Raw genomic sequence first — 25,478 nt, 5'->3', positions numbered from 1 at the left:
AGCGGTGACCCTGCACGCAACCCGCGGTGCTCCGAGCTGCGAGGTGTCAGTTGCGCAGGGCGGCCGCGAGAATGTCCGGGCCGCGACGATCGAAGATCGCGCCGCCGACGACGGTTCCGGCGACGAACACGACCACACCCGCGCCTGCCCCCCACCACAGCGACGGCCAGAAGGCCGACTCGTCGCCCAGGAGGCCGAGGATCGCGTAGACGACCGACGGCGCCGTGAACAGCGCCGTCAGAAGAACGAAGGCGATCTGCACCACGAATCCCGTACCGCCGCCGACCTGGGGCTGCGAGAACGGCCCGTCGCCGGGACGAACCGCAGGGTAGGGAAACAGCGATGAGAGGAGGTTTCCGACTCCCAGCCCTGCGAGCAGGAGGACTGTGCTGACCCCCAGGATCGCGGGCAGCGTCGCGAAGCTGTCGGCGAAGAACGCCGCAGCGACAGATCCCACCGCGATGAGGGGAATGCCCATCGCGAGAACGGGAGCGGTACGCCCCATACGATCGGCGAAGCCGACGCGGCTGGCGGAGACATGGAGCCAGACAGCCGAGTTGTCGAGGGCGACGTCGTTGTGCACCGAGAACGCCAGCGTCACACACAGCGCCGGCACCGTGAGCAAGACCAGATACGTGAGCGGGATTCCGGCGATCACAAAAGCGAGGAACACGACGACGAGGAATCCGAAGACGCCGATCACGGGAACCGGGTACCGGGCGTCGCGCGCCCAGTAGGTGAAGCTCCGAGCTGCCACGGCACCCGTGCGAGTGGTGGGTGTTCGAGCGAACCACCCGAGGTTCGCGTGCTCACGCTCGGGAATGTTGCGCTGGGCGGTGACCAGCACTCGGGCGACGAGGGCTCTCCACGACACCCAGAGCAACGCGACGAAGGCGAGAGCGATGAGGAGTTTGAGGGCGATCTCGCCGGCAGGGATCTCTCTCGCGGCATCGGCCGGAAGAGCCCACGCGGCGCCGAGAGGACTCCAACTCAGCGCGTCGGCCGCAGCACCGGCGAGGCCCGAACCGTCTCGACCCCAGTTGACGCTGACCCAGAGGACGACGGCGGGCGATACGAGCACGAGAAGGACGACGGTCACAAGCGTGGCCGTCTCTCGAGCCCGGCGGGTGGCGAGGCCGATGGCGGCGAGGAGCGACGTGACACGCGACGCGAGAACCGCCGTGGCGACGACGAGGAGAACGGCGAGGACGGCCAACAGAATGGTCGCCGCGTTCTGCGACCACACCTGAAGGGTCGACACGGCCACGATCAGGGTCAGGATGACGGGCAGACCGACGAGGCCCGCGACGGCCAGACCGCGCGCCAGTGTCGACGCGGGAATGCCGAAGAGGGCGAAATTGCGGGGGTCGAGTGGATCGGGCACGGTGGAGACCAGTGGCCCGACGATGAAGGCCAAGACGATGACCGATCCACCGATCACAATCGTGGTTCGCGCCTCTTCGGATCCGGGAACCACCGACGAGAGCACCCACACGCACACGACCGTCAGAGCAACGGCGACGACGACGCTCGCCACGACACCGACGTTCTGCTTAGGGGTGCGGTTGAACGTGTTGCCGAGAAGCCTCAGCTTCAGTTTGAGGAATTCAGCAACCATTCCATGCCTTCCGCTGCCTTGCGCCCACCGGCGAGCTCGACGAAGCGGTCTTCCAGTGTGCCGCCGCGCCTGACCTCATCGACCGTGCCCTGCGCCAGAACCTGCCCTTGAACGATGATCGCGACTCCGTCGCACACGCGCTGGATCATGTCCATGCTGTGGCTCGACAAAACAACCGTTCCGCCGGTCTCGACATATTTCTGCAGGATCTCGATCACGTTGGCCGCAGACACGGGGTCGACGGACTCGAACGGCTCGTCGAGAACGAGGATGCGAGGCGAGTGGATCATTGCCGCGGCAAGAGCGATCTTCTTCGTCATTCCCGCCGAGTAGTCGGTGACGAGGCGCCCCAGGGCATCCTCGAGCCCGAAGGCCGCCGCGAGGTCATCGCTGCGCTCGCGCACCGACTTGTTGTCTAGACCGCGGAGGGTGCCTGCGTAATAGAGCATCTGTCGACCGGTGAGACGATCGAACAGTCGGAGCCGATCAGGAAGCACACCGATGATCTTCTTGGCCTGCGCCGGGTTTGCCCAGACATCGAGGTCGTTGATCGTGATCGTGCCCGAGTCTGGTCGGAGGAGACCCGTGACCATCGAGAGCGTTGTGGTCTTACCCGCACCGTTCGGGCCCACGATTCCGTAGAACGCTCCCTGTCGGACCTCGAGGTCGATGCCGTCTACCGCCGTCGTGCTGCCGAACTTCTTGACCAAGCGGCTGATCGAGAGAACGACCGGCTGCTGCGCACGGAACGCAGCGCGCTCAGCCGCCTCTGCCTCGGCCAGCGCGGCTGCCTTCTTCTGGGCTGCCGTGAGCCTGACGGCCTTCGGTGCCGGCTTCTTCGCCGCTTTGCTGATCGGCGCGGCCGTCGGGTCGAGAACGATGGGGGCATCGGATGCCGACGGTGCGGCTTTCGCGCGCGGCGCTGCGGGCTTACGTGGGGCGCGGGGCGCGGAGGGCACGCGGTCTGCACCGGCCGCGGCGCGCGAGGCGCTGGTGCTGCGAGCACGGGGAGATCGAGGTGAGGCCGGGCGGGGCTTGGCCGCGCTCTGAGCGGGGGCCTCGGGCTGATCGGTCTCGGACTGACCGGTCTCGGCCTGATCGGTCTCGGCACCAGCGGTCTTGTCGCCGCTTTCTTCGCCCGGGGTCACGTTCGGTTCAGAGTCCTGGGCGATCGCTTCCTCGGCGGAGGCACCGTCGGTCACGGCGTCATCGGCAACAGCGTTGTCGGCCGTGTCGGTCGGGGACTGGGGCGTCACATCGTCCTCTTCGCTGGTTGCGCCGATCGTGTCGGCGCCTGGTTCGGCAGGCTTCACCGGTCGGACTTGGGTGCGCGGCTTGGCCGTGCGCGACGGTCTCACCGTCGTAGAGGACTGCTCCGCGCCCGCCGAACGAGGTTTCGATGTTCTGGCGGCTCGCGGTTTTCGTGCTGTGGTGCCGGTTTTCGAGGGCCGAGACGTTGCGTCTTGGGCTCCGGTAGCTGATTGTGCTGCCGAGGTAATCGACTCCTCGTTCAACTCTTCGCTGCCTTCGCCCCCGGTCGCGGAAATGTCTGACTCTGAGCTCACCGAACTTAAGGTATCAGCCGAGACCGACACTCGCATTCATCACCGACACACAGTGATGTGCTTTCACCCGTCAATTCACACCCCGAGAAATGGCTGACGGTTATATCACGAACACGAAACGATGAGCCAGCATCACGTGACCCGAAACGGGGGACACGATACAGTGAACAACGACATGACGGAGTGTCCAGCGCCTCTCATACGGCTTAACGGTTTCTGAATTCTCGACTCCTATGTAGATGCGCACTTTTGTCCTCAAGCACGTCCGCACCATCAAGGAGATCCATCGTGACCACCCAGGTAGTCATCCTCGCAGCGGGAATGGGTAGCCGACTCGGCCGCACCCTTCCCAAGCCGCTCACCGAACTCAATGATGGCCGTACGATCATGGGCCAGCAATTCGACAACATCCATCACGCCTTCGGCAACAACGCCAAGGTCACGATCGTCGTCGGCTACAAGCTCGAGCACATCATCGAGGCTTTCCCCCAGGCGTCGTTCGTCTACAACGAGCAGTACGACCAGACCAATACCTCGAAGAGCCTCATGCGCGCTCTCCAGGCATCGGGGCCCGGCGGCGTCCTGTGGATGAACGGCGACGTGGTCTTCGACCCCGCCGTTCTCGACCGCGCGGCCGCGATGATCGCCCGCGATCAGTCGTTCGTCACCGTCAACACCTCCAAGGTGTCCGACGAGGAAGTCAAGTACACGACCAGCGCCGAGGGCTACATCAAAGAACTGTCGAAGACAGTGAAGGGTGGCCTCGGTGAGGCTGTCGGCATCAACTACATCTCGGCAGCAGACAAGGCCACGCTGCTCCGCCAGCTCAAGGCGGTCGGCGATCAGGACTACTTCGAGCGCGGCATCGAACTCGCCATCGAGCAGAACCGACTGCTGGTCGAGCCCGTCGACATCTCCGATCTCTACGCCGTCGAGGTCGACTTCGCCGAAGACCTGGAGCGCGCGAACCTCTTCGTGTGACCCACGCGCTCGGCGTATGAATCGACCGACCCCGACTTCGTGCCCCCTCATTTCGATCACTGATCGGCGTGAGGGGGCATTATTCGTGTGCGGGATAGAGTGGAGCGTTGTTCTTCGACAAGAAATGAGAACCGGCACGTGACGACGACGCTCAGCGAGGTGCGGCCGAACCAGCGCACTCCGTTCGCGCGATATCGCAACGCCCTCTGGCTCCTGACCAGACGAGACCTGCGCGTTCGCTACTCGACGTCGGCTCTGGGGTACGTCTGGTCGATCCTCGATCCGCTCGTCATGGCGCTGATCTACTGGTTCGTCTTCACGCAGGTCTTCCAGAAGTCCGTCGGCGAAGACCCGTACATCGTCTTCCTCCTGGCCGCGCTGCTGCCCTGGATGTGGTTCAACGGGACCACCGCCGACGCCACGCGCGCGTTCCTCCGCGAAGCGAAGCTCATCCGCTCGACGAAGATCCCCCGCACCATCTGGGTGAACAGGCTCGTGCTCTCGAAGGGAATCGAGTTCCTCGCCAGCCTGCCGGTGCTGGCGGTGTTCGCCATCTTCTCCGGCGCGACTCTGCACATCGAGGTCCTCCTCTTCCCGGTCGCGATCCTCATCCAAGGCGTCCTCACGGTCGGCGTCGGCCTCATCGTCGCGCCGCTCGTCGTGTTCTTCCGTGACCTCGAACGAGCGGTGAAGCTCGCTCTACGCGCACTCTTCTATGCCTCCCCGATCATCTACAGCACCACGGATCTGCCGGCTCAGCTGCACGTCTTCGCGGCATTCAATCCGCTCAGTGGAATCTTCTCGCTGTATCGATCGGCATTCTTCCCCGAACAGCTCGACTGGTTCCTCGTCGGCGTGAGCGCGGCGATGAGCGTTCTCGTTCTTCTCATTGGCATCCTCGTGTTCCGGCGCACCGAACGCGCTGTACTGAAAGAGATCTGATGAACGACTCCCCCGTCATCACCGTCGCCGATGCAGGCATCCGGTTCAAACGAAACCGGCGATCACGCCGCAACTTCAAGGATCTCTTCGCGGGGCGTCTGCGTCGTTCGCGGCCAGACGAGTTCTGGGCTCTGCGCAACGTGAGCTTCACGGTGCGACAGGGCGAGGCCATCGGAGTGATCGGTCGCAACGGTCAGGGTAAGTCCACCCTCCTCAAACTCGTCGCCGAGGTCGTCCTGCCCGACGAGGGAACCGTGCGCGTGGGTGAAGGGGTCGCCCCGCTCATCGAGATCACCGGAGGATTCGTCGACGACCTCTCTGTTCGCGACAACGTCTATCTCACCGCCGGGCTGCACGGCATGACCAAGGCGCAGATCGACGAGCGCTTCGCTCGCATCATCGAGTTCGCCGAGATCGGCGACTTCCTCGACACGCCCTACAAGCATCTCTCCAGCGGCATGAAGGTGCGGATCGCCTTCTCGGTGATCTCTCAACTCGAGGAGCCGATCATTCTCGTGGACGAGGTGCTCGCCGTGGGTGACAAGGCATTCCGAGAGAAGTGCTACCGACGCATCGAGGAACTGCTCGCCGGAGGCCGCACTCTATTCTTCGTCTCCCACAACGAGAAAGACCTCAGGCGCTTCTGCACCCGCGGGCTCTATCTCGACAAGGGTTCGCTGGTTCTGGATGCGCCGGTCGCGGACGTTCTCGCGCGTTACGCCGCGGACTACCCGGTCGCGGCCGCGCCCACAAAGCGCCCTTAGAAGTCGAATCCTCCGCCGAAGTCCCCGCCGCCGAAGTCTCCACCGCCGTCGCCGAATCCGCCGCCGTCGCCGCCGGAAGCGTCGGCACCGGCGGTCTCGTTGCTGCCCAGATCGGGTATGAACGCCTGGGCGACTGCGCTGCCGATGACGATGCCGGCCACGCTGCCGAGGAGCGACCCCGCGAACATCGATCCCATGCCCGACCCGAAGCCCGGCCCGCCTGCCTGGTTCTGCGCGCCAAGCGACCGCTCGAGCGTTCCGGGATTGCGCAACTCAGACCGGGTCGCCGCCTGTGCGAGTGCCGGGGCTCCCGCGTCGCGAGGTGCCTCACCCTGCGGAGCCTCCGCACTGAGCTGAGCGAACACCTGAGCCCGCTGATCCGGTGTCAGACGGGCGAAGGCCTCTTCGTGCACCTGCTCGATCGTCTCGGGCGGCGCGGTTCTCAGAAGGTAGCGGTAGCGTTCGAGCGCGATCTCGTCGTCTGATCGGCCGTCCGGCGTCGCGTCCTTCACCGCGCCAGGAGGAGTGCCGTAGTCGGGGACCGATCCGGTCGTGCCCTGCGGTGCCTGCTCCGGTTCGCGACCGAGCAGCCTGTCGAGGAAGCCCATGGGATGTCCTTTCTCACGTGTCGTCCATCCATCTTCCCCGGTCGGGCTGGGGTGGGGCTGTGCCACTCGGCCGTTGGAGATAATGGACGGTGATGAGAACGCGCGACACCGGATCCCTTGCCCGCGCGATGCCGTGGTTCCTGCTGGCGGCGGTCGTACTCTTCGCGCTCAATCTGCGCGGACCGATCGTCGCGATCGCTCCGGTGATCGGGCAGATCCGAGACGAGCTCGGCCTGTCGGCGGCGACCGCGGGCCTGCTCACGAGCCTTCCCGTTCTCTGCTTCGCCCTGGCCACTCCGCTGGCCGCAGCCTTGATCGGGCGCGCAGGACCCGAGCGGGCCGTGCTCATCTCGTTGACCGGGATCCTCATCGGCACCCTGATCCGGGCTCAGGGCGGGTTCGCCGTCGCGGTGATCGGAACCCTGGTGATCGGCATCGCCATCACGATCGGCAACGTCGTCGTCCCCGTCGTGGTTCGACGCGATTTCCCCGCGTCGAGGGTCGGCATCGTGACCGGTGTCTATACGGCGACGCTCAACGTGGGCGCCATGCTGACCTCGCTCGGCACCGCTCCCCTGGCTGATTGGCTGGGCTGGCGGGCTGCTATCACCGCGTGGGCCGTACTCGTCGTCGTCGCCATCCTCGTCTGGGGCCAGGCCGCAGGCTGGCGCCGATCGGTCCTCGGCGATCGAGCAATCACCACCGAGACCACCGAGTCGGCACCCGTGCACTCTGCCTCGTACAGGAGCCTCACCGCGTGGCTGCTCATGCTCGCGTTCGGCGGACAGGCTTTCTCGTACTACGGCATCACCACGTGGCTGCCGACGATCCTCCACGAGGTGCAAGGCCTCGACCCCAAATCAGCCGGGGCCAGCTCGTCGGTGTTCCAGCTTCTGGCAGTGGTCGGAGCTCTGGGCGTGCCGGTGCTCGCCAACCGTTGGCGTCCTGGCTCGGTGGTCGGGCTCGTCGGCGCGCTCTGGTTGGCCATGCCGGTGGGGCTGCTGCTCGCGCCTCAGCTCTGGCCCCTCTGGTCGGTCGTCGGCGGTGCCGCGCAGGGCGGCGGCATCACGATCGTCTTCATCATCATCGTGCGCATGTCGACCAGCAACGATCAGGCGAGGGGCATGTCCGCGTTCGTGCAGGGCGGCGGCTATCTGTTGGCGGCAACGGGGCCCTCGATTGTCGGCGCGGTGCACGAGGCGACCGGCGGATGGTCGGCGCCGCTCATCGTCGTGTCCGCCTCGGTCGTGGTGCTTCTCGTCTTCGGGGTCACGGCATCGGCCCGCGTGGAGTCCCGGCACCCCTGAGCCTCGCCGGGGCCAGACGCCTCAGTTCGGGAGCAGTATCGCGTCGTCGAGAAGAGAACGCACGAGCGGCAGCAACTCCGCTTCGAGGGCTCGCTCGTCGACCTCGAGCAGTTGGCCGAGCGCGGCGCAGATGGATCCGACCGTGAGTTCCCCATCGCACGCGCCGACGAGAGCGGCGAGCCCGGTGTCGATCGGGGTCTGTCGACCGAATCCGCCTCCCTGCCTCAAGATCATGGCCGTGGGGTCGTCGTCGCCGGGCCAGTAGTGCCGTTCCACGGTCACATCGGATGCCACGACGAGCGTCGCCGAGGCGAGTTCGGCATCATCGCGCGCGGCTTGCCAGTCGTGTCCGTCGAGGCACTCCGCCAGATGTGCGCCGAGTCCGGAGCCGGAACCCCCGAGCGGGCCGTGCAGCTGCTCGAGACGGCGCAGCGGGGCCGCGGGTATGTCGGGCGCCACCGCATCCGGTCGCCGAAGCGTGACGTAGCCGAACCCTACGTGATCGACCCCGCGGTGTTCGAAGTCGTTGAGCCACGCTCCGTAGAGACGGTCGAACTCCGGCGAAGCCGGGGTGGTGCCTCCGTCTCTGATCCAGGTCTCTGCGTATTCGTCGATGTGCTGCACATCTCGTTCGATGACCCAGGCGTCGACGAGAGGATCGGTCGCTTCGTCGAGCCATCCGTTCACTCGATCGAGGCCCGCCTGCCCACGCGCGTACTCCCAGTTGCCGAGGAACTGCGCGATGCCGCCCGGGGCGAGGTATTCGCTCGCGTGGCGCATGACGTGCTGCACGAGGGCGTCGCCGACCATGCCGCCATCGCGGTACTCGTAGCTCGGCACTCCCTCGGCTCGGGGCGTGATGACGAAGGGCGGATTCGAGACGATCTGGTCGAAGGTCTCATCGGCGACGGGCTCGAAGAGGCTGCCGAGCCGAAACTCGATGTTCTCGAATTCGTTCAGCTCGGCGTTCAGGGCGGCTACGTCGAGCGCACGGGCGGAGATATCGGTTGCCACGACCCGGCGCGCGTGCCGCGCCGCATGCATGGCCTGGATGCCGCACCCGGTTCCGAGGTCGAGCGCGGCGTCGACGGGCCGCTGGATCATGAGTCCGCTCAAGGTGAGAGAGGCGCCTCCCACACCCAGCACGTGATCTTCGCCGACGGCGTGTCCGAGAGACAACTCGCCGAGGTCCGAGACGATCCACCAGCTGCCGACTCCGAGCTGGTCGATGAAGCTGTAGAGGCGCAGATCGGCTGTCGGCCGCACGCTCTCGTCTCGCTCGCCCACCGACGAGATCAACCTGAGCTCGGAGGCGCCCTGGAGTCCTAGGGTCGGCAGGGCTTCAGCGAGCATCGCGGGCGACACGGGCAGGCCGAGAACGAACAGCTCCGCGAGTGTGGCCGTCGGCGTGGATCGGCCGAGCGTGCGCTTCAGCGCGGACAACGCTCTGAGCGCCGGCACGCGCTGGTTGCGGTGCAGTGCCGCATCCGCGTCCGGGCCCCACAGGCCGGAGAGGGCGGAAACGGTGAATCCCGCCGCGGTGAGGTCTGAACGGAGGGCGGCGATGAGGTCGCGCTGGGGATGGGTCACCCCCTTATTCAATCCCACCCGCGCTGCCAGACTGAACGGGTGAGCACCCGACTAGTCATCATCGCCGACACTCATCTGCCGAAACGTGCGAAGGCGCTACCGCCTGAGCTGTGGTCTGCAATCGACACGGCCGATGTCGTCCTGCACGCCGGCGACTGGGTCGACGAGGCGACGCTCGACGCACTCGAGGCTCGATCCCAACGCCTGATCGGCGTGTACGGCAACAACGACGGCCCGGAGCTCCGGTCACGACTGCCCGAGATCGCACGATTCGAGATCGAGGGAGTGCGATTCGCGATGGTTCACGAGACAGGGGCGTCGATCGGGCGCGACGAGCGAATGGCGCAAACGTTCGTCGACGAAGACGTCCTCGTCTTCGGCCACAGCCACATCCCGTGGAACTCCTCCGCGACAAACGGTCTGCGCCTGCTGAATCCCGGCTCACCCACCGACCGCCGCAGGCAACCGCACTGCACCTTTCTCACGGCGGTGGCCGACGCCGCCGAACTGCGAGAGGTCGAACTGCACGCCATCGACAGGGGGCGCTCGTGACTGCCTCGCCCGTCCTGTTCTTCGTCGACGCATCGGGCTTTCGACGAGGGGATCCTCGCCAGCCGCAGGTGAACGTCACTGACTGGGGCGCCACGCGCGGTGACGGCATCTTCGAGAGCATCAGCGTCATCGCAGGCCGGATGCCCGCCCTCGCGGCCCGCTTCGACCGTCTCGAGGCGTCGGCGGGGGCGCTCGACCTGCCGCTCATCGACCGGTCGATCTGGACGACCGCTCTGGCCCGAGCGATCGAGACACACGACGCCGTCGACCGTCTCGCCGTCACTCTGGTCATGACCCGGGGAGTCGAGAATGCTGACAGCTCCCCCACGGCCTGGCTGCTCGCACGACCCGCCCGCGATTTCACAGCTATCAGGCGCAGCGGCGTCTCCGTGGTCACCCTCGACCGAGGCTACGCGAGCGATGCCGCCGACGGTGCGCCGTGGCTGCTGCTCGGGGCCAAGCATCTGTCGTACGCGACGAACGCGGCGGCCCTGCGCGAGGCATCCAGACGCGGCGCCGACGACGTGATCTTCACGTCGACCGATGGACTCGCACTCGAGGGTCCGACGTCGAGTCTTATCGTGCGCCGCGGCGACCTGGTCGAGACCCCTGGCGTAGAGACGGGGATCCTGGCTGGAACGACGCAGGCCACCACGTTCGGGTTCTTCGAGTCGAAGGGGTACCGAACGAGATTCGCCGGCATCAGGGCTGCCGACCTATCGACGTGCGACGCCTTGTGGCTCGTGTCGAGCGTACGTCAGGCCGTAGCGGTACACACTCTCGACGGCCGAGCCATGCCCGTCGACGACGCCCTGACGGCCGAGCTCAATTCATGGCTGAGTGACGAGACCCGGCCCGAGTGATCAGTCCTTGCCGGGCGTGACGATGGGGATGCTCGCCGTCGTGTAGATCGTCTCGCGTCGAGGCAGGAAGAGCGCGAGGATTGCGCCCGCGAGGGCGACGGCGGCCGCGAGACCGAACGACCACTGGAATGCCGCGGCTGTGGGAACGGCACGCTCTCCCACGATGTCGACGTGCGACGAGAGGATCACCCCGATGACGGCAGCTGCGATCGTCGAGCCGAGCGTGCGCATCACCGAGTTGAACCCGTTCGCCGCCGCGGTCTCCGAGGCCGGCACCGCGTGCATGATGAGTGTGGGCATTGCGGCATACGCGAAGCCCACACCGAATCCCACCGCGGTGGCGACGAGCACCGCGTGCCAGACCTCCGTCATCAGACCGACGGCCAGCACATAGCCCACGGCGATGATGAACGAGCCCAGAACGAGAGACGTTCGCGGACCCCTGCTTGCCGACAACCGCGCGGCGATGGGCGAGAGGAAGAACATCACGATTCCGCTGGGCATCAGGCAGAGGCTGGCGATGAACAGCGTCTGCCCGAGACCGACACCCGTGTCGGTGGGCGCCTCGAGGAGTTGCGGCAGAACGGCGACGCTGGCGAAGTAGGCGAAGCCCACGGTGATCGAGGCCAGGTTGGTCAGCAGCACCGGTCGGCGCGCGGCGATCCGAAGATCGATCAGTGGGTTGGATGCGCGGAGCTCGTAGACGCCCCAGACGATGAGGACGACGGCTCCCCCGGCGAAGAGGCCGATCGTTCCCGGCGTCGCCCAGCCCCACTCACTGCCCTTCGAGACAGCGAGCAGGATCGCCACGAGTCCGATTCCGAATCCGATCGCTCCGATGAAATCGAATGAGCCGCCCGTGCGCAGCGTGGAGACCGGGATGATCCAGAGGACGAGCACGAACGCGAGAGCCGACAGCGCGGTCGCCATCCAGAACAGCACGTGCCAATCGAACGTGTCGGCGACGAAGGCCGCCACCGGCAGGCCCAGAGCGCCTCCGATTCCGAGGGTCGAGCTGACCAGCGCGACCGCCGCACCCAACCGCTTGGGATGCAGTACATCGCGCAGAATGCTGATACCGAGCGCGATCACGCCGAGTCCGACACCCTGGAGCGCTCGACCGGCGATGAGCACGGTCACGTCCTGTGCCAGTGCACAGACGATCGAGCCGACGATCGTGATGGCGAGAAGCAGCAGCGTGATGCGACGTTTGCCGAACATGTCGCCAAGCCGACCGGAGATCGGAGTGGTGATGGCCGCTGCCAAAAGGGTGGCCGTGAGCACCCAGGTCGCGTTCGAGCTGGAGGTGTCGAGCAGTGTGGGCAGCTCCGGCGTGATGGGCGTGACCAGGGTCTGCATCACCGCTGCCGTCAGGCCGGTCAGCGCCAGTGTGAAGACGATCGCCCGTTCGCTCGGGGTGCGGCTTAGTCGCGCCCGCTGGCGGCGTTCTCGTTCGCTGCGGTCATCGGTGGGTTCGGGTGTATTCGTCGAGGGGGCCATAGGCCGGGTGGTGCCTTTCGAGAGGAGGTTGCGCGTGTGCAACAATCTCGGCTCGAGTTCTATGCCCGGTCCCCTCGACGAATATTTCGCGCTTAGAGTGCGCGGAGCTTCTCCAGCAGTGGTTCGGCGACCTCGTCGAGGAATCGCTGCTGCAGCTCATCGCCGATCTGCACGATCGCCACGTCGGTGAACCCGGCGTCGAGGTACGGGCGCACGCTCTCGGCGAGTTCGTCGAGATCGGGACCGCAGGCGATCTGCGCCGCCACATCCTCAGGACGCACGAACTGAGTGGCGCCCTCGAAGCCCGCGGGAGTCGGCAGGTCCGCGTTCACCGCCCAGCCACCCGCGAACCAGCGGAACTGCTCGTGAGCCCGGGCAATCGCATCCTCTTTGTCAGGCGCCCAGCTGATCGGGATCTGCCCGATCGACCGCGAGGGTGCGCCTCCCGAGCGCGCCGCCGCCCAGCCGGAGACGAGCTCCGCCGACGGCTCGGTCGTGATGAGGTGATCACCGAGAGGGGCGAACCGCTCGATCGATTTCTCGCCCGACACGGCCAGTCCGATGGGGACCCCGCCCTCGGGCACATCCCAGATGCGGGCCGAGTCGACGCGGAAGTACTCGCCCTCCCACGTGACGAGATCGCCGGTGTGCAGCTGACGGATGATCGTCACCGCCTCCTCGAGCATGTCCTGGCGTGGCGCGACCGACGGCCACCCTTCGCCGACGACGTGCTCGTTGAGGTTCTCGCCGGATCCGAGTCCCAGAATAAATCGGCCATCGCTCAACAGCTGCATCGTGGCTGCCTTCTGGGCGATCACTGCGGGGTGGTAGCGCATGGTCGGGCAGGTCACATAGGTGGCGAGTTCCACCCGTTCGGTGGCCTGAGCGACGGCACCGAGCATCGACCAGGCATACGAGGCGTGACCCTGCTCGGTCAACCAGGGTGAGTAGTGATCGCTCGAGACTTCGAAGTCGAACCCTGCTCGCTCGGCATCGACGGCGTAGCCCACCAGCTCCTTCGGGCCGCTCTGCTCTGTCATGAGGGTGTATCCGAACCGTGTCATAGACGTGCCTTTCTCGTGTGCGTGCTCTTCACGCTACGAGGTCGTCGAGCGGGCTGTCAGGGGTTGTCCTCGAACCGACCATGTGCTGACCGCACGGGAGTAATGTCCTCGCATGACCCGCTTCGAGTCCCCGGCTCAGCACGATGATCGTCTCGTTCGGTTGCCCGACATGGCGCGTCTGCGACTACTCCTCCCGTCGAATCTGGATGTCGCGGGGCTGGCTTCGCGCAGCGTGGCCGATTTCGTCGGGGCGATCAACGACTACTTCGTCGCGGCCGGCAGCCCTCCCCGACGGTGGTCCCTGGATGCGGATCGCATCGCGGGCGCCTACGGAAGCGACCGGCTCCTGCGCCAGAACGGCCAGCCCGTGCAGATGTTCGCCGAGCTCTCCGGATTCTTTCCCACCCGCGACGGGTGGATTCGCACCCACGCGAACTACCCCCATCACCGACGACGTCTCTGCCTCGCGATGGGACTCGACGACACCGCGACGGCCGCCGACTTCGCCGCGAAAGTCTCGGGTCTCGACGCCACAGACGTCGAAGAGGCCGCGTGGCCCGTGGGGGCGCTCGCCGTGCGGGTACGCGAGCCCGGTGAGTGGACACCGCCGGAGGGCGTTGTCGTCAGCGACCACCTCGTGGATCGTCGCGAGGCGACCCGCCAGCCGCGCGACCGACCCGGAGGGCCACTGTCGGGCATCCGGGTTCTCGACCTCACGCGGGTGATCGCGGGGCCTGTGGCCACACGGAGCCTCGCACTCCTCGGGGCTGACGTGCTGCGTGTCGACCCGCCCGCGATGCCCGAGATCGCCGTTCAGCACATCGACACGGGTCAGGGCAAGCGCTCTACGTTCATCGACGGCAAGGCCTCTTCGGGGCGCGCCAGGCTCGACGCTCTTCTGGCCGAGGCCGACGTTCTCGTGAGCGGCTACCGGCCCGGCGCGATCGAGGCTCTCGGATTGACCGTACCCCCGGGTCTGGTGCACGCAACGGTGAACGCCTGGGGCGCGGAGGAGAGCTGGAGGGATCGACGGGGCTTTGACAGTCTCGTGCAGGCGGTCACGGGTATCTCGATGATCGAGTCACGATCGACCGCGGGTGAACGGCCCGCCCCCGGGGCTCTGCCGGTCCAGGCACTCGACCACTCCGCCGGATACAGGCTCGCCGCCGCGGTCGTACGCGCCCTCACGCGCCAGATCGAGCACCCGTCAGGTCATCGCATCTCGGTGTCGCTCGCCGGTGTCGCCGCCGAGCTTCTCGAGGCCCGTCAGGGAGTTCGGACGACGGAGGGCGCGGCGCTGACGAACACGGCCGTCGTCACCCACGGTGACGTGACGACCGCCCGACCCGCCCTCGCCGAGTTCGCCGATTACGCCTCGATCGCGCATCCACTCGGAACCGACTCGCCTACATGGGTCTGACGGCCCGAGACCGCGCCCAGCGAGTCTCTCGGGCTGGCCCGTCGTGAGTTGCTAGCGTCGAGCAGATGAACACCGACGATCGCTATGGCTCCGACGTACTGGCCGACTTCTCGAGGCGTCCAGCCAAAATCGACCTCCCGGTCGTCGAGGCCGTCACCGATCTCGTTCTCGAAGACGTCGCGAGCGACTTCTGCGGCTCCGTCGTGCGGATCGAAGGACGGATGGTCGAGCTGGAGGATTGGAAAGGCCGCCGCCGCATGTTCCCTCTCGGACCGGGCTTCCTCCTCGAGGGCACTCCGGTGGCCGTTCGCGCTCCTCGAACGAAGCAGACCGGACTCGGACGCACGGCATCCGGCTCGATCGCGGGGCCGCAGGAACGAGCACGCGTCGCCAGGGCGAGCCGCATCTTCGTCGAGGGCCGACACGACGCCGAGCTCGTCGAGAAGGTCTGGGGTTCCGACCTGCGGGCCGAGGGCGTGGTGGTCGAATATCTCGAGGGTGTCGACCACCTCGAGGAGGTCCTCGCCGAGTTTCGGCCCGGACCAGGGCGGCGTGTGGGAGTTCTCGTCGACCATCTGGTTCCGAACTCGAAGGAGAGCCGCATCGCCGAGAAGGTCGCTCGCGGCCCCCACGGCGCGAACGTGATCGTCGTGGGCCACCCCTACGTCGACGTGTGGCAGTCGGTGAAACCCGCCAGACTCGGGCTCACGGAGTGGCCGGTCATTCCTCGCTCCATCGAGTGGAAGCACGGAATCTGCGAGGCCTTCGGGTGGCCGCACGCGGAGCAGGCCGACATCGCGCGCGCCTGGCAGCGCATCCTCTCTCGGGTGTCGACCTACACCGATCTCGAGCCCGAGCTACTCGGCCGTGTGGAGCAGCTCATCGACTTCGTCACGGCCGAATAGGGCTCGCCTCACCAACCGAGGGTTCCCGGCGCGCCCTTGAACGGGCCGACCACCCGCGAAGTGATCCACCCGCCGTAGAAGTCGCCCTCCTGCGGCGTGACCGCCTCGCCGTCGACGGTGCAGGAATCCATGGCCGACGGATAGACGGCGACCCTGTCTCGAAGCTCGTCGAATCCGGCCGTCGGCGTGGGATAGAACCAGCCCGCGCCCTGCGCGACATGTCCTCCGCCCCGAAGCGTGACGTACTTCGCGGATCCCTTGAACTCGCAGAACGAGCTGCCGGACGCGGGGCTGAGCACCCCATCGGCGAAATCGGCACGGGGCAGGTAGTACACGGGCGGATGGCTCGTCTCCAATACTCGGCAAGCGTCGGTCGTATCGGCTATCACGACACCGCCAAGGGTGATCTGGATGCGTTCGGTCGATTTCTCGACACGAGGAGGACGTGGGTAGTCCCACACCGACTCTTGGCCGTCTTCGGGAATCTGGGCATGCGCGGGTCGAGTTTGCATGTGTCGACGCTACGCCTCTCGGGTTCGAAACGTAGGATGATCACCCCACCGACCGAACGAAGGACTCTCAGTGGCGAAGAAGCAGAAACAGATCGGCGAGGCCCAGCCAGGGCCGACGGTCTACGACCCGGACCTGCACCCGCAGTTCACCAAAGGCATCGACGGCCTCTTGAGCGTGCACCGCCCGGTCGTGATCGCGCACATCCGATCCATCCGCAAGATGCATCCGAACGCGACGACCGAGCAGATCATCAAGATCCTCGAGACCCGCTATCTCGCCGCCGTCACGACAGGCGGCGCAGCGGTCGGCGCAAGTGCCGTGATCCCGGGAATCGGAGTCGGCATCTCCCTCGCCCTCACGAGCGTCGAGACGGCGGGGTTCCTCGAGGCCAGCGCCCTGTTCGCGCAGTCGATCACAGAGGTACACGGCATCGCCGTCGACGACCCCGATCGGGCACGCACACTCGTGATGTCAATGATGATGGGTACCGCGGGATCCGATCTGGTCAAACAGTTGGCTGGTCAGGTGACGGGCGCGGGTGCGCCACGAAACCAGTACTGGGGCACATTGGTGACGCGCAGCCTCCCCCAGTTCGCTATCGGACCGATCGCAGATCGGATGAAGACCACGTTCCTCAAACACCTGGCCGCTCGGGCGGGAGCAGGGGCTGTCGGTCGCCTCGTGCCCTTCGGCGTCGGCGCCGTGATCGGCGGAACGGGCAATCACATCCTCGGACGCAAGGTCGTTCACAGCGCACGCTACGCCTTCGGCCCTCCCCCGCCGTTCTTTCCTGCGAGCCTCGAGCCGAAGGTCGTCGTGCCGCGAGAGAAGAAGGCGCCTCGGCAAAAAGAGTTGTCGAACGAGAAACGACGTCGGCCGCGCATACTCACCCGCTCTCGCACGACGCCGCAGCCCGACGTGCTGGCACCGGATGCTCCGGGTTCGCCGTGGCCGGACGTGCGAATCTGAGTCGATGGGGCCTCAGCGACGTTCGGGGGTCTGGCCGGGCTCGGGCTCGGGTGCGTCCACTCCCGCCGGAGTGTCGACCAGATCGGCGAAGTCGTTGTGCTTCCCGAGATAGGACGACACCATAGGGCAGCGAGCCACGATGCGCATTCCCTGAGTGCGACAGTCGTTCAGCGCGTACTCGATAAGCGTCGTCGCCAGACCGTGCCCGGTGTGGGCGGCGTCGACCTCGGTATGGGTGAAGACCCGACGAGGCCCGGCGTCTCGGTAGTCACAGCGGGCCACGAACTCGCCATCGATGCTCAGCTCGTAGCTGTGTCCGGAATCGGTGATATCGACCATGGTCTCTATTGTGCTTCGATTCGGCGACTCGCACATCAACGTGGTGAATTGCTGAGAGTCAACTGCTAGGGTTGACGAAGTTACACATTTGTTACACATATGAAGGCGAGGTGAGAGCATTGTTCGCACGTTTCACGGAAATCACCCCGGTGAGCACGACGCTCGCCGATACCGGCGTTGCCTTCGTACCCATGCTCGTCGCCGCAGCTGTCGTTCTGGTCGTCATCGGCATCGCCGTCGTTCTGGTGCGCATGCGACTCGCCCGCGTCGAGCGCTGAAGACAGCCCTCAGCTCCCCGCTCTGTGTCGTCAGTCCGACTCTTCGGTGACAGGCTCGTGGTCGTCGACAGCGCCATCGTCGGCGTGTAGCGCCGCGTTCCTCTGCCACTCGACCATCAGTCCGCCGATCGCTTCGTGGAACCGGCGCGTCGTGGCGCCGGGCGTCGTATCGCCGAAGTATCGCTCGACCCAGTACGCGAGGCGAGCCTCTGCTTCCGGGTCATGCTCGAGCGCGTCTATCCGCGACACGATGTCGACGGCCTCATCGGCGTCGAGCCACTCGGCCTCGAAGAGATAGCCGCTCGAGTCGATCTCGGCGAGGGCGTTCGCCGGGCGTGTCACGAACAGCGGCTTGCCGCTCGCCAGTCGGTCGTAGACCATGGCAGAGATGTCGACGATCGCCATGTCGGCCGCAGCGAGCTGCCACCCCAGCTGGGGGCCGTCGTCGTAGACGTGCTGGGCCCGAGGATCGGCGCTGTTGGCCTGCGCGATCAGTCTGATGATCTGCTGGTTCGCCGCGGCATAACTCGCATCGACGACACCGCTCCGGGGATGGGGCCGGTAGATCACGCGATGCTTTCCGGTCGCCAGAAGCTGCGTCACGAGGCCGACCCCGTGGGTCGCGATCGACCCGTATGCTGCAGACGGCCGATCGCCTTCCCACGTGGGTGCATAGAGAACGACGCGGCGCTCATCTGGAGTGTAGGGAACCGGCCCCGAGTAGTGGTCGGCCTGAGGTCGTCCGATGCGGATCGCCCGCTTGTCGAAGTCGTAGTCCCACAGAACACGATTGAGTCTCGCGACAGCAGCCTCTCCGGCGACAAGGCTGTAGTCGTAGGCCTTGAACTGGTTTGTCGTCATGTACATCTTGTCGCTCTCACCATGGTTGATGAAAACGTGCCAGCGGCGCCCGTAACGCATCATCTGGAAGTTGCGGGTGTTCTGATTCACATAGAACATGATTTTGAGCGGCTGCTCTTCGATCAGGCGTTCGAGGTCGACGACCTTGCGCACGTAGGCGACCGGGAGAGGGGACTCGTCGAGGAGAGCGTTCATCGCCGAGGGGCTTCGGCTGAGGATCACGACGGGCCAGGTCTTCGACAGCTCGAGCAGCGGCTCGTACCACTGTCGGAGCTGATAGAGGTTGACGTCGCCATCGGCGAAGTACACCCCGATCTCGAACGTCCCGGGAGCGAACTCCGGACGACGAGAGAGCTTGTGAGCGAGTTGACCCCGTGTTCGCCGCGACTTCAGCAGGTCCACTCCGACCTTGAGACCGAGCTTGGCGTCGCGAAGAATTCCCACGTTTCAAGGGTACTCAGCCTCCGCTACGGCCCCCGACCAGGGGGCTCTACCGGTAGCCAATCGTGATCAACGAGCTCGAGGCATCCGGGAACAGCGCTGGTGCGCCGTCTAGACGATCGGCGGCCTGCCGGCCCTCGTCATCCGCGCGACGGTGCGCCAGCGCATCGGCCGCCGCTCGCCGGCGTCTTCGCGCCAGCCTGCGAGCCAACCACCGAACCAGGCACGCAGTGCTGTCGGGCGGCGGGCCCAGCGAAGAATCTGGATGCCTGTCCACGCGCCGACGTAGACGGGAACGAGCACCGCGGGCAGGTTGCGCTTGGCCAACCAGACCCGGTTCCGGGCGTTGAGACGGTAGTAAAACGAGTGCCGGGTCGGCTCGATGGCGGGGTGATTCGCCACAAGCTCGCCCGCGTACCAGGTGATGAGGCCCTGATCCCAGACGCGCCACGCGAGTTCGATACCCTCGTGTGCGTAGAAGAACGGCGCCGCCCACCCACCCGTCGCATCGAAGACGGATCGGGGCAGGAGCACCGCGCCCTCCCACACGGAGAAGACGGGCGACGAGACACGAGGGTCGCCCTTGCGGATGCGCGGGGTCCAGCGACGGGGATTCGTCACGCCCCGCGGGTCGACCACCCGCGGCTGCAGGAGTCCGATGCGCTGATCTCGTCGGATGACATCGATGGCGTCGAGGAGGAAAGTCGTCGACGGGATGCTCGCGTCGTCGTCGAGAAAGAAGATGAACTCCCCCGAGACCGCACTGACGCCAGCGTTGCGGCCCGCAGGAATACCGAGATTCTCGGGCAGGGCCAGCGAGGCGACACCATCCGGCAGCCCCTTCGGCACCCAGCCGTTGCCGACGCAGACGATGTCGAGCACTACTCCCGTCTGAGCGAGAGTCGACTCGAGACCGCGGCGCAGGTCATCGGGCCTCTTGCCCTGGGTCAGCACGACGACCCCCACGGCGGGCGTTTGCGCCTCGGGCGTCGGCACCCCGGGCGTCGGCACGTCGCCTATGAGCGCACCCGCTTCGACGCCATGATCGCGACGAAGTGTCCGATGAGAGCCAGCACCGCGAGGGGCAGCAGAGCGCTCACCAGGATGCGGTCGGCAAGAGGACCTCCGATGACGAGGCCGAGGGCGGCGAAGGCGAACGCCAACATCGTGAGTTCGACGGAGTGGTAGAGGCGGTGGAAGGGGACGAATCGAGCCAGTCTGCGCAGCCGCGCAACAAGACGCTGAGACGGCTCGGATTCCCCCTGCTTGTCGGCGAGCTTGCTGAGCCCCGCGTTGGCCCGAGCCACATGCACCATGTCGTTCAGTGCCTTGTTCAGAACGATGACGAGGGCGAGGGCGAAGCCCAGAGTCGTCCAGAGATAGTCGGCCGGTGCGTCGAACGGAAAGCCGGCCGCCCGGATGCCAAGGGCGATGGGAATCAGCGATTCGGTCGTGTAGTGGCCGACCTTGTCGAGGAAGACCCCGGCGGGAGAGGAGGTTCCCCGCCAGCGCGCGACCTCCCCGTCGCAGCAGTCGACGAGCATCTGCAACTGGCCGAGCACCAGAGCGAGGAAAGCCCCTCCGATGCCCGGAATGAGAAGCGCGGCCGCCGTCGACCATCCCACGAGGATCATGAGGCCGGTGACCCCGTTCGCCGAGATCGACGTCTTGAGCAGCAACCAGGTCAGATAAGGAGAGATGTTGCGCAGGTAGAGCGACGCGGTCCAGTGCTCGGCATTGCGGCGGCCTCGAACCTCAGGAGGCTGGGCGACAGCGCGCAGCTCGGCGATCGAGGACGGCCGTCCTCGCGTTGACGTCGGTGACACGGTTACCTTCCGGTGTGCGCGGTGATATTGCTCGTGAGCTTCAGGAACCCCAGAATGAAGCCCGTTCCCCAACTGAAGTGGATGCACGGCAAGACTACGAGAAACCATGCACCCGTGCGAATACCTCGACGGGCAGCGATGCCGATCGACGCCACGACCACGAGCAGCAGGTAGAGGATGGGAAAGATGAAGAGCGCCGTGAAGATCCAGGAGATCACCAGCGCGGGGCCTTGGGCATTCCCGACCAGGCCGAAGTACCCGAAGCATCCCAGCAGGAGGCCGAGAGCCACGCTGAGCACCGCCACGGGCGGAGCGAAGTACTTGAGCGCGTTCGAGCTGAAGAACCGCCGGGCCAGATCCCCCCGCCAGAGGCCTGTGGAGAAGAATTGCCGGCCGAGCTTCTCGAGTGACGGCCGCGGGCGGTAGACGACCGTGAGCTTGGGCGTGAACCAGACGACTCCCCCGGCTTCGCGCAGGCGCCGGTTGAGCTCCCAGTCCTGGCCGCGGCGGATCTCCTCGTTGAAGAGGCCCACCCGCTTGATCCACTCGCGGCGGAAGACCCCGAGGTAGACGGTCTCCGCCGGACCTTCTTCACCACCGAGGTGGTGTTGACCTCCTCCGAGTCCGATCGGCGACCCGTAAGCCGCGGCGACGGCATCCTCGAACGGCGTCGTGCCCTCGGCCTGCATGATGCCGCCGACGTTCGCGGCATTCGTGCGCGCCATCGTCTCGACGGCGATCCGCGTGTAATCCGTCGGAAGCACCGAATGCGCGTCGACCCGAACAACGATCGGATTGTGCGAGGCGTTGATCGCCACATTCAGGCCGCTGGGAGTCGAGCCCGTGGGGTTGTCGATCACCTGGATGCGCGGATCAATCCTCGAGAGACGCTCGACGAGCTCGGTGGTTCCGTCGATGCTCGGTCCGAGTGCCACGATCACATCGAACGGACCGCGGTAGTCCTGAGAGAGCAGACTGTCGATCGCCGCTTCGACGTGGGTGACCTCGTTGAGCACCGGCATGACGTAAGAGACGCCGGGCAGTGAGCTCGCTGGGGTGTTCGGGGTCATGGCATCCACTCGTTGTGTTCTGGTGCCCTGTCGCACGCGGGATTCGATGTCGTCGCGCCGACACTGGCCGAACGAGCCTATCGCAGGCCTCATCGGCGCATCTGTTCGCGGTCTCCCCCGGCACGCAGCGATCCCCGGACAGCCGAAGCCGTCCGGGGATCGCCGACACGCAGATCGATTACTGGGTGAGCTCTCCGAGCTTCACATCGATGTCCTGGTTCTTGCCGTCACGGTAGACCGTGAGCTTGGCGTCGGAGCCCGCAGCGAGACTGCGAACCTGCGCCGTAAGGTCGGTCGCGCCGGCCACGGGGATGCCATTGAAGGCCGTGATCACGTCGCCAGCCTTGATTCCCGCCTTCTCCGCAGCTCCGCCCGATGAGACCTCTTTCACGAGGGCTCCTGCGGTGACGCTGGCGAGTGCCTGATCCGAGCTGGCGTCGCCCACAGAGGCACCGAGGAGTCCGTGGCTTCCGGCGCCGTTCTTGATGATCTCTTCGGAAATGCGCTTAGCGAGGTCTGCGGGAATGGAGAATCCCACTCCGATCGAGCCCGACTGTCCAGACGAACTCGAGCTAGAACCTGCGCTGGCGATCGCCACGTTGATTCCGATGAGTTCACCCTTGTCGTTCAGCAGCGCACCTCCCGAGTTGCCGGGGTTGATGGCAGCGTCGGTCTGGATGACGGCAAGCGAGATGCTCGACGTGGCCTGAGCCTGCTTCGGAGCTTCGGAACCTCCCTGGCCGGGAATGTCGAAGTTCCAGAAGTCGTAGGGGTTCTGCTGCGTGCCGTCGCCCGGTGCGCCGTTCTGGTCGGGAGGAGTCGAGTCGGTGTCACCCTTGGGCGCAGCCGACGACGCGACGGTGATCGCGCGGTTCAGAGCACTGACGATGCCGGTCGTCACCGTTCCCGAGAGACCGAGTGGTGCGCCGATGGCGACAACGGAGTCACCCACGTTGAGCTTGGACGAGTCACCCCAGGTGATCGGAGTGAGGTCTTTCGCCTTGTCGAGCTTGACCACGGCGAGATCTGCCACGGGATCGGTGCCGACGAGCGTTCCGGAGAAGATCCGTCCGTCGTTCGTGGTGACCTGGATGGTCGGCTTTCCCGTCGCACCGTCGAGTGTGACCACGTGGGTGTTGGTGAGGATGTAGCCGTCGTCCGAGAGGATGACGCCCGAGCCCGTTCCGCCCGACTGTCCGTCGTTGACCGAGAGCGTGACGACCGAGGGCGATGCCTTGGCGGCGACCGCCGTGGCGAGCGTCGCGTCATTCGCGTCGTTCACCGTGATGGTCTGCGGGCCGGATGCGCTCGAGCTCGAGGTCTGCTGGTTCTGGTTCAGCGTCAGCGCGGTGATTCCAGCCCCGGATGCGCCGCCGACGAGCGCCGCAATGGCGAGAGCGGCGACAATCAGGGTCGCCCCACGCTTCTTGGGGGCCTTGGAGCCGGAGGTGTCCGCTCCCGCGACCGGCGGCTGCTGAGGCGGCTGGCCGAAAGAGCCGTTTCCGTAGTTACCCGGTGCAGCGGCGTAGGGCAGAGTCGGCTGGGTCTGGTTGGCCTGCGGCTGGTGGGGCGCAGGAGGGCCTGCTGGGGTCTGGTTGTGCGGTGCGGCGTACTGCGCGGTAGTGCCGTGAACAGGTTGCGTCGGCGCGGTGTGCTGCGGAGGCTGCGGTGCGGCGGCGGGCGTCTGCGAGTAGCCCGGGGTGTACGGCGCAGCTGCGGGCTGCGGAGTATGAGGCTGCGGAGACGGGGGCTGCGGCGCAGTTGCCTCAGGCTCGGTCGCCGGGTTGGGTGTCGCGGCGGATGCGCCGGGTGCGTAGTGGGGGAAGGCGGGGGCGTGCTCGGTGGCGGCGGGGCTCGAACCGGTGTTCGTGGTGTCGTCGCGGTCAACGCCCTCGGCTGCCGCCGGGTTGATCGGGTTGTCGGTGTTCTCAGACAATGGGTGCTCCTTCCAAGCCCCATAAGCATCGCCATCGAAGCTGGACGTTGGCTATGCGTGGGCTGAAAACGGACTGCCGTATCGCTCGGGCCGAGCTTTGAGTCGCCACGGGCCGCGTCGCGCTCAGCCATTCCGTGGGATTCAGCATCCCGGAGATACGCGTCGCTGCCCGCAGTTGTCAGCCACGAGCACCGTCTTAGCGGCCTTCGCCGAAGCCGTCAGCGGCGGCGATGTGGAGGGCACCGTTCCCGCGAGCGCCTGCCACGCGCCGCCGCCGATTCGGTATTCCGCGGAATAGCGGATGGTGAGCGAGATCGTGTAGTCGCCGGCGCGAACGAAGACGTGACTCGTCGCTGTCTCTGAGAACTCAGCCAGGCCCAGAGCTGACCACGTGGCGCCGCCCGTTCCGCTCGTCATGCTGGAGCCGTCGCCGTGGTCCCAGGTGAAGGACACAGGCGTGAACCGAACCTCGGCCGGAGTTCCCAGCAGGGTCGTCGTCACGGTCGATGACGTGGCGTCGGCGTAGAAGTTCGTCGGAAGCCCGACCACCATGAAGCCCCTCGGCTCCATGCCTTGCGCGCTGACGGCCGGTACGAGGTGAGCGACTTCGCCCGTCGTGACGCCTGGCGCCGCTGGATTGCCCGCGTTCGGCGCGTCGAGCCGCACTTCGTCGCACAGCTCCTCATTCGTCGCGATGCACGGAACCTCAACACCGCCGCCCCCGGGTTCGCCAGACTCGCCGCCGCCGGACTCCTGAGCGCCGCCACCGCCACCCGATCCGCCGCTGCCGGGGCTGCTACCGCCCACCCCGACATTGACCCCGCCGCCGGACACCTCCCCGCACCCCGATGTCCACTGATCGATTTGAGAACAACCCGCCGCGTTCGCAGCAGAAGCCTGCACGGGCACGAATATGCCTAAAACGACTAACGAGCCCAGAACTGCTACTCGCAGAAATTCTTTCCCGTCCATACCTTCCTCTCGGACAGCAAGAAGAGTGAATCTTGGCTGCGTTTCAACTCGACTTCGAATGGCGTAATCGACAAACGGTCAGGAGAAACGAGGGAGTTGCCCTGGGAATCAAGGAGGTCAACAGCTCCCACATCTTCACAGATGTAGGCCCGGATCCGACTGTCGTCCCAGTCAGCAACTTCGACGTAAACGAGTCCAGTTGCTCCGGTAATCCGAAGACCGGCCTCACTAAGTTCGCTCATATTTTGAACGATCTCTTTGAGCGCTTCTCCCTCTGAAACCTGAGACAGCTTTGTAGTATCGGATCCTCCTTGGGCACCCACTTCATCGCTGACAGCAAGAAAACTCTCGTAACTCTCGGTCGCGATTGTTTCGGCTTCTTCACGAGATGTCGCTTGAGTCGCTATCGGAGACCCTGTGGTTGGTCCACTTCCGCCTTGGGCGCGAGTGCAGCCAGCTGCAGAAAGCATGACTATGACTAGGCCGATTGCGAACAGAGATCGCCGAACAGACGAACCGCGTTTCTGACCGAACATGGGTACACCGTAAAGGATGACGGCGGATGACGGGGAAAGTTATCCACAGAGCCGCTGG

At 65.9% G+C, this 25,478-nt stretch carries 25 protein-coding genes; 10 read left to right on the top strand and 15 right to left on the bottom strand.

Going from position 1 to position 25,478, the window contains the following annotated elements:
• Window positions 1–46: 46 nt before the first annotated feature.
• Window positions 47–1,618 (bottom strand): hypothetical protein, encoded by a 1,572-nt coding sequence (locus tag ASE64_RS11500; protein ID WP_156351831.1) that lies wholly within the window; start codon window positions 1,616–1,618, stop codon window positions 47–49.
• The gene (locus ASE64_RS17190) at window positions 1,594–2,874 is read right to left on the bottom strand and encodes an ABC transporter ATP-binding protein (RefSeq protein ID WP_235480600.1); all 1,281 of its coding nucleotides are present in this window, start codon (window positions 2,872–2,874) and stop codon (window positions 1,594–1,596) included. The genes ASE64_RS11500 and ASE64_RS17190 overlap by 25 nt, the downstream gene beginning before the upstream one ends.
• 597 nt (window positions 2,875–3,471) lie before the next feature.
• Here ASE64_RS17190 and ASE64_RS11490 point away from each other — a divergent pair.
• The 3 genes from ASE64_RS11490 (at window position 3,472) to ASE64_RS11480 (ending at window position 5,870) form a co-directional block, all read left to right on the top strand.
• A complete protein-coding gene (locus tag ASE64_RS11490; protein WP_044438827.1) occupies window positions 3,472–4,164 on the top strand; it encodes a phosphocholine cytidylyltransferase family protein in 693 nt (230 codons plus the stop codon).
• A gap of 138 nt (window positions 4,165–4,302) precedes the next feature.
• Window positions 4,303–5,106, top strand: coding sequence for an ABC transporter permease (locus ASE64_RS11485; RefSeq protein WP_235480599.1), 804 nt, complete (start codon window positions 4,303–4,305; stop codon window positions 5,104–5,106).
• Window positions 5,106–5,870: an ABC transporter ATP-binding protein gene (locus tag ASE64_RS11480; protein WP_055780486.1), complete on the top strand. Its 765-nt coding sequence runs from the start codon at window positions 5,106–5,108 to the stop codon at window positions 5,868–5,870. Before ASE64_RS11485 ends, ASE64_RS11480 begins: the two co-directional genes overlap by 1 nt.
• On the opposite strand, the gene ASE64_RS11475 is transcribed toward ASE64_RS11480, so the two are convergent.
• Entirely contained in the window at window positions 5,867–6,478 is a 612-nt protein-coding gene (locus tag ASE64_RS11475; RefSeq protein ID WP_055780483.1) for a hypothetical protein, read from the bottom strand. The genes ASE64_RS11480 and ASE64_RS11475 overlap by 4 nt on opposite strands.
• 92 nt (window positions 6,479–6,570) lie before the next feature.
• Here ASE64_RS11475 and ASE64_RS11470 point away from each other — a divergent pair, with 92 nt between their 5' ends.
• Window positions 6,571–7,785: an MFS transporter gene (locus ASE64_RS11470; RefSeq protein WP_055780480.1), complete on the top strand. Its 1,215-nt coding sequence runs from the start codon at window positions 6,571–6,573 to the stop codon at window positions 7,783–7,785.
• 21 nt (window positions 7,786–7,806) lie between these two features.
• Here the strand turns inward: ASE64_RS11470 and ASE64_RS11465 are convergent, their stop codons facing one another.
• Window positions 7,807–9,375 (bottom strand): DUF7059 domain-containing protein, encoded by a 1,569-nt coding sequence (locus tag ASE64_RS11465; RefSeq protein WP_055780477.1) that lies wholly within the window; start codon window positions 9,373–9,375, stop codon window positions 7,807–7,809.
• 39 nt (window positions 9,376–9,414) lie between these two features.
• On the opposite strand from ASE64_RS11465, the gene ASE64_RS11460 reads away from it, so the two are divergent.
• Both ASE64_RS11460 and ASE64_RS11455 read left to right on the top strand, forming a co-directional pair.
• A complete protein-coding gene (locus ASE64_RS11460; protein WP_200920215.1) occupies window positions 9,415–9,927 on the top strand; it encodes a metallophosphoesterase family protein in 513 nt (170 codons plus the stop codon).
• On the top strand, window positions 9,924–10,790 hold the full coding sequence (locus tag ASE64_RS11455) for an aminotransferase class IV (protein WP_055780472.1): 867 nt from the start codon (window positions 9,924–9,926) through the stop codon (window positions 10,788–10,790). The genes ASE64_RS11460 and ASE64_RS11455 overlap by 4 nt, the downstream gene beginning before the upstream one ends.
• On the opposite strand, the gene ASE64_RS11450 is transcribed toward ASE64_RS11455, so the two are convergent.
• Both ASE64_RS11450 and ASE64_RS11445 read right to left on the bottom strand, forming a co-directional pair.
• A complete protein-coding gene (locus tag ASE64_RS11450; protein ID WP_082466196.1) occupies window positions 10,791–12,290 on the bottom strand; it encodes an MFS transporter in 1,500 nt (499 codons plus the stop codon).
• 92 nt (window positions 12,291–12,382) lie between these two features.
• Window positions 12,383–13,354: an LLM class F420-dependent oxidoreductase gene (locus ASE64_RS11445; protein WP_055780470.1), complete on the bottom strand. Its 972-nt coding sequence runs from the start codon at window positions 13,352–13,354 to the stop codon at window positions 12,383–12,385.
• Window positions 13,355–13,466: 112 nt separating this feature from the next.
• On the opposite strand from ASE64_RS11445, the gene ASE64_RS11440 reads away from it, so the two are divergent.
• Window positions 13,467–14,774, top strand: a complete 1,308-nt coding sequence (locus ASE64_RS11440; RefSeq protein WP_156351829.1) for a CoA transferase — start codon at window positions 13,467–13,469, stop codon at window positions 14,772–14,774.
• 65 nt (window positions 14,775–14,839) lie between these two features.
• Window positions 14,840–15,679 (top strand): DUF3097 domain-containing protein, encoded by an 840-nt coding sequence (locus ASE64_RS11435; protein WP_055780466.1) that lies wholly within the window; start codon window positions 14,840–14,842, stop codon window positions 15,677–15,679.
• 8 nt (window positions 15,680–15,687) lie between these two features.
• Here the strand turns inward: ASE64_RS11435 and ASE64_RS11430 are convergent, their stop codons facing one another.
• Window positions 15,688–16,191 carry a DUF427 domain-containing protein gene (locus ASE64_RS11430; protein WP_055780463.1) on the bottom strand — a complete coding sequence of 168 codons (504 nt, stop codon included), beginning with the start codon at window positions 16,189–16,191 and terminating at the stop codon, window positions 15,688–15,690.
• Window positions 16,192–16,261: 70 nt separating this feature from the next.
• Between ASE64_RS11430 and ASE64_RS11425 the strand changes: the two genes are divergently transcribed.
• Window positions 16,262–17,161: a hypothetical protein gene (locus ASE64_RS11425; RefSeq protein WP_235480598.1), complete on the top strand. Its 900-nt coding sequence runs from the start codon at window positions 16,262–16,264 to the stop codon at window positions 17,159–17,161.
• A gap of 12 nt (window positions 17,162–17,173) precedes the next feature.
• Here ASE64_RS11425 and ASE64_RS11420 read toward each other — a convergent pair whose 3' ends face one another.
• The gene (locus tag ASE64_RS11420; protein ID WP_055780461.1) at window positions 17,174–17,500 is read right to left on the bottom strand and encodes a GNAT family N-acetyltransferase; all 327 of its coding nucleotides are present in this window, start codon (window positions 17,498–17,500) and stop codon (window positions 17,174–17,176) included.
• Between the two features lie 149 nt (window positions 17,501–17,649).
• Between ASE64_RS11420 and ASE64_RS17855 the strand changes: the two genes are divergently transcribed.
• Window positions 17,650–17,778, top strand: a complete 129-nt coding sequence (locus ASE64_RS17855; protein WP_268750580.1) for a hypothetical protein — start codon at window positions 17,650–17,652, stop codon at window positions 17,776–17,778.
• Window positions 17,779–17,808: 30 nt separating this feature from the next.
• Here the strand turns inward: ASE64_RS17855 and ASE64_RS11415 are convergent, their stop codons facing one another.
• The 7 genes from ASE64_RS11415 to ASE64_RS17465 form a co-directional block, all read right to left on the bottom strand.
• Window positions 17,809–19,083, bottom strand: coding sequence for a hypothetical protein (locus tag ASE64_RS11415; RefSeq protein ID WP_055780458.1), 1,275 nt, complete (start codon window positions 19,081–19,083; stop codon window positions 17,809–17,811).
• 108 nt (window positions 19,084–19,191) lie between these two features.
• On the bottom strand, window positions 19,192–20,091 hold the full coding sequence (locus ASE64_RS11410; RefSeq protein ID WP_235480597.1) for a glycosyltransferase family 2 protein: 900 nt from the start codon (window positions 20,089–20,091) through the stop codon (window positions 19,192–19,194).
• Between the two features lie 5 nt (window positions 20,092–20,096).
• The gene (locus tag ASE64_RS11405; protein WP_055780454.1) at window positions 20,097–20,906 is read right to left on the bottom strand and encodes a CDP-alcohol phosphatidyltransferase family protein; all 810 of its coding nucleotides are present in this window, start codon (window positions 20,904–20,906) and stop codon (window positions 20,097–20,099) included.
• Window positions 20,907–20,908: 2 nt separating this feature from the next.
• The gene (locus tag ASE64_RS11400; RefSeq protein WP_055781911.1) at window positions 20,909–21,976 is read right to left on the bottom strand and encodes a glycosyltransferase family 2 protein; all 1,068 of its coding nucleotides are present in this window, start codon (window positions 21,974–21,976) and stop codon (window positions 20,909–20,911) included.
• A 178-nt stretch (window positions 21,977–22,154) separates the two neighbouring features.
• Window positions 22,155–23,912, bottom strand: a complete 1,758-nt coding sequence (locus tag ASE64_RS11395; protein WP_055780451.1) for a S1C family serine protease — start codon at window positions 23,910–23,912, stop codon at window positions 22,155–22,157.
• A gap of 141 nt (window positions 23,913–24,053) precedes the next feature.
• Complete coding sequence (locus ASE64_RS11390) at window positions 24,054–24,719, bottom strand: PKD domain-containing protein (RefSeq protein ID WP_156351825.1); 666 nt, start codon at window positions 24,717–24,719, stop codon at window positions 24,054–24,056.
• A gap of 137 nt (window positions 24,720–24,856) precedes the next feature.
• Window positions 24,857–25,420, bottom strand: coding sequence for a hypothetical protein (locus ASE64_RS17465; protein ID WP_156351823.1), 564 nt, complete (start codon window positions 25,418–25,420; stop codon window positions 24,857–24,859).
• Between the last annotated feature and the right edge of the window lie 58 nt (window positions 25,421–25,478).

The organism is Agreia sp. Leaf210 (assembly GCF_001421485.1).
GTDB lineage: Bacteria > Actinomycetota > Actinomycetes > Actinomycetales > Microbacteriaceae > Agreia.
This window is presented reverse-complemented; position numbering and strand designations above follow the sequence as displayed.